Source organism: Paraburkholderia diazotrophica, from assembly GCF_038900755.1.
In the GTDB taxonomy this organism is placed as follows: domain Bacteria; phylum Pseudomonadota; class Gammaproteobacteria; order Burkholderiales; family Burkholderiaceae; genus Paraburkholderia; species Paraburkholderia diazotrophica_A.
Genome location: NZ_JBBPEN010000049.1, coordinates 1 through 2,929 on the forward strand (window position 1 = coordinate 1; position 2,929 = coordinate 2,929).

The following is a 2,929-nucleotide window of genomic DNA, read 5'->3' on the forward strand; positions in this document are numbered from 1 at the left end:
CAATTCGTTCGGCTACTCGAAAGCGCAGAGCCCGGGAACGATCACAGGCCTCAACGGGGCATGGACCGCGACCAATCCGCTGCCGGGCAATCCGGCGGCCGCGATCCTCGCGACAAACGGGCCAACGACTGACGGCAATTCGGTCTATATCCGGCGCGATGGTTCACTCACATGGACGGGCGACCAGAATGTCAATCACGTGAGCATGCACAACGTCCACGACATCGACGCAGAGGGGACCATTGCCGCACCGACTCTCGCCGCGTCGAATGTCGCAGTGAGCAATGCGGTTCGAACGCCATCGACGCTCTACGTGCAGAACGCAGCAGGCACCGGTCCCGCTCCGATCAATACGGGTGCTGCGAATGTCAATGGCAATGCGACGGTGACGGGAACGTTGCAGGTGGGAAATCTGGCGGTGCCACGAACGGCCTGTTCCGGTTCCGCGATAGCGGCATCGAGCGATGGCTCGGGCCTGATCCTTTCGTGCCAGTGGGGGCAGTGGTTGCCGGTCGGTGGTCGCTGGCAGCGCTACGGCTACTACATCGTCCAGAACGGCGGAGGCGTACCTGCTCCGACCTGTCCGGGAAGCGGGACGCCGGAAATCATCATCACCGGGCAAAGTCTCTACGTTGATCCTACGGCATCAGTCAACTACAGCGTGAGCGGCGCGGGACCGTGGACGGTATGGATCACAGATGGAAGTGGCTCGGGAGTCGGGGGCCAGGCCGTCGCATCAACTTACTGCGCATACTAAAGGAGAAAGCCAAGTGAGTCTCGTAAGAGCGATCGTGCGCGTTGCGCTGCCGATCTGCATACTTTTTTTCGCGCGCGTCGCGTTGGCGGGGCCAGCGCGTTGCTCCTACGGCAACCAGGATTCGACGTGTACGACGCCGATTGTCAGTGGATGGCAGCCCCAACCGCAGTGCTCCACTGCGGCCGGATGGACGACCGTTGGCGCTTCTCGTTGGATCGGATCGCAATGGACAGCGCCGCAGTGCGCCTATCAAGCTCCGCCGACGTGCCCTTCCGGCTACGATGAGACGCCACCCGCCTCGTGGAACGGAAGCAGCTGGGTAGGATTGGGTTGCACACCGCGTTCGCCGCCGCCCCCACCTGACCCTTCCAGTATGTGCGCGGCTCAATCAACGGCCGGTTATACACCTTACGGTCCATACTCATGGGAAGACGCTAGGACTCAACCGTCCAGCGTAAATACGAATTGGTCGTTATATCAAACGATCTATGGACTGCCGTCAAACGCTGTGCCGTACTCGTCATTTGCCAACGGAAATGGTGTGGACTGGCATGGGACTCCGTACGACATTTGCCACGGTACCAGTGACATGTACATCCCGATCTGCTGGATTGATCCAAATTCCAACAGTGTCCTGAGGTTCGATTTTTGGGTTGGCTGGCCGACCGGCACCAATTGCGGGGGAAATCACTAGAGCAGGTGTGTGCCCGCTCCGGTCATTGGAAAATCAAAGAGCCCCACACGACAAGGTAGTGTGGGGCTCCTTTTTTGCCTGCGAAAAATCCGTGAACAACTATGTAGTGCGGATCGGCGTGCCGGATCAGCCTACAAGGTTGCCCGTCGTGAACGTAAAGTTCCGCGAGAACGCCGTACCGTTGATGGTTCCCGACACGGAAACGGCATAAGTCGTGTTGGCCGTAAGCGGCCCAGACGGATATGCTACCGCTTCGAACTTCGGAAGGAGCTTGTTCGGATCGTTAGCCGAATCGAGCAATTGCAGGTTGATGACAGTGCCATGCGTATCGGTCATCGTGCCGCTCGTAAGCACGATGGTGTCGGTCGAATTGCCGACGATGGCGACGGGCTGCCCGAAGTTGCCCGAGGTGTTAGGCGGAGTAGGCGTTTCGCCGCCACCGGTATAGGGAACGCCGGTCGTGCCTTGGCAGGGGAAAGTCAACGGCAAGTTGCCCGACAGGGTCTGCAGGTTCGCGACCGTCACGGACGAAAGAATCTGCGGGAAGCCGTTAAACGTCAACTCATGCCAGCCGATGCCAATCTCCGTCACTGGCCAGGCGCCGATAGCGATGTGATAGACCCCGCTCAGCCACTCGTAAGCGATTTGCTGGCCATACTGTGTCTCGGACAACGTCGCGTTCGTATAGTACCCAGCGCTTGCACCACCGGAATACGTCGTCTGCGAGCCCGGAAAGCCGAAGTGGACTGCGCGGTCCGTGTACGTCGCGCCCGTGAAGCCAGGCTTGCTGGAGTCTTCAGTGTCGGTAATCAGACCGCCGTTCTGGGCTTGATAGTCCGCATGCGCCTGGCCAGCTTGATCCAGAATCGTGTTTTCGGTGAATGCTGGCAGGCCACACTGCTGGCGCTGCTGATTGAGCGTGTTGAATACTGCCGCTTGTGCCGACGTGGCCGCGTACTGCGGGGAAGTAAGGTTTCCAGTCGTCGGCGACGGAGCGCTCGCTGGTGTCGAAGCTGCGGCCGAGCTGTTGCCCCCGTTTCCACCACCGCCACCACCGCACGCGGAAAGGGCGAGCGCGGCTGCGAACGATACGGCGGTGAGGGCGGAGATTTTCTTCTTCATCGTGTACATCCTCGGAGTTGTTATTGGCCGTGCCCCTTGCACGACCTTGATTCCAGTTTATCGAGCGTGGTGCGAAGTCAAGTTTCCGCTCGGTCGCGTTCCCGCTATCGTCGGGCTGTCGCGCTGATGCCGGAATGCGGGCGTCATTTTATGGCTAACGGAAAGAATCCGATCAGGGTTTAGCCTGACGGTGACATGGGCAAAGAAAAGCCCGCCAAAAGACGGGCGTAGCGCATCTATCGGCGCTTGCGAGCGCGTCGATGGAAAACTCGCAGACCAACGAAGGCGACGATCAGGCCAATACCAGTAACGGCAGGCCCGACTTTCGCGAGTTGCGGAACGACTCGGGTTCCCGT

The 2,929-nt window shown here is 59.7% G+C and carries 1 protein-coding gene and 1 pseudogene; one reads left to right on the forward strand and one right to left on the reverse strand.

The annotated features are described in order from the left end of the window. Window positions 1-757 (forward strand): annotated as a pseudogene (locus tag AABE10_RS36035) (hypothetical protein); the annotation flags it as partial. 820 nt (window positions 758-1,577) lie between these two features. On the opposite strand, the gene AABE10_RS36040 reads toward AABE10_RS36035, so the two are convergent. Further along, on the reverse strand, window positions 1,578-2,573 hold the full coding sequence (locus AABE10_RS36040; RefSeq protein WP_342937813.1) for a CAP domain-containing protein: 996 nt from the start codon (window positions 2,571-2,573) through the stop codon (window positions 1,578-1,580). Window positions 2,574-2,929: the final 356 nt, after the last annotated feature.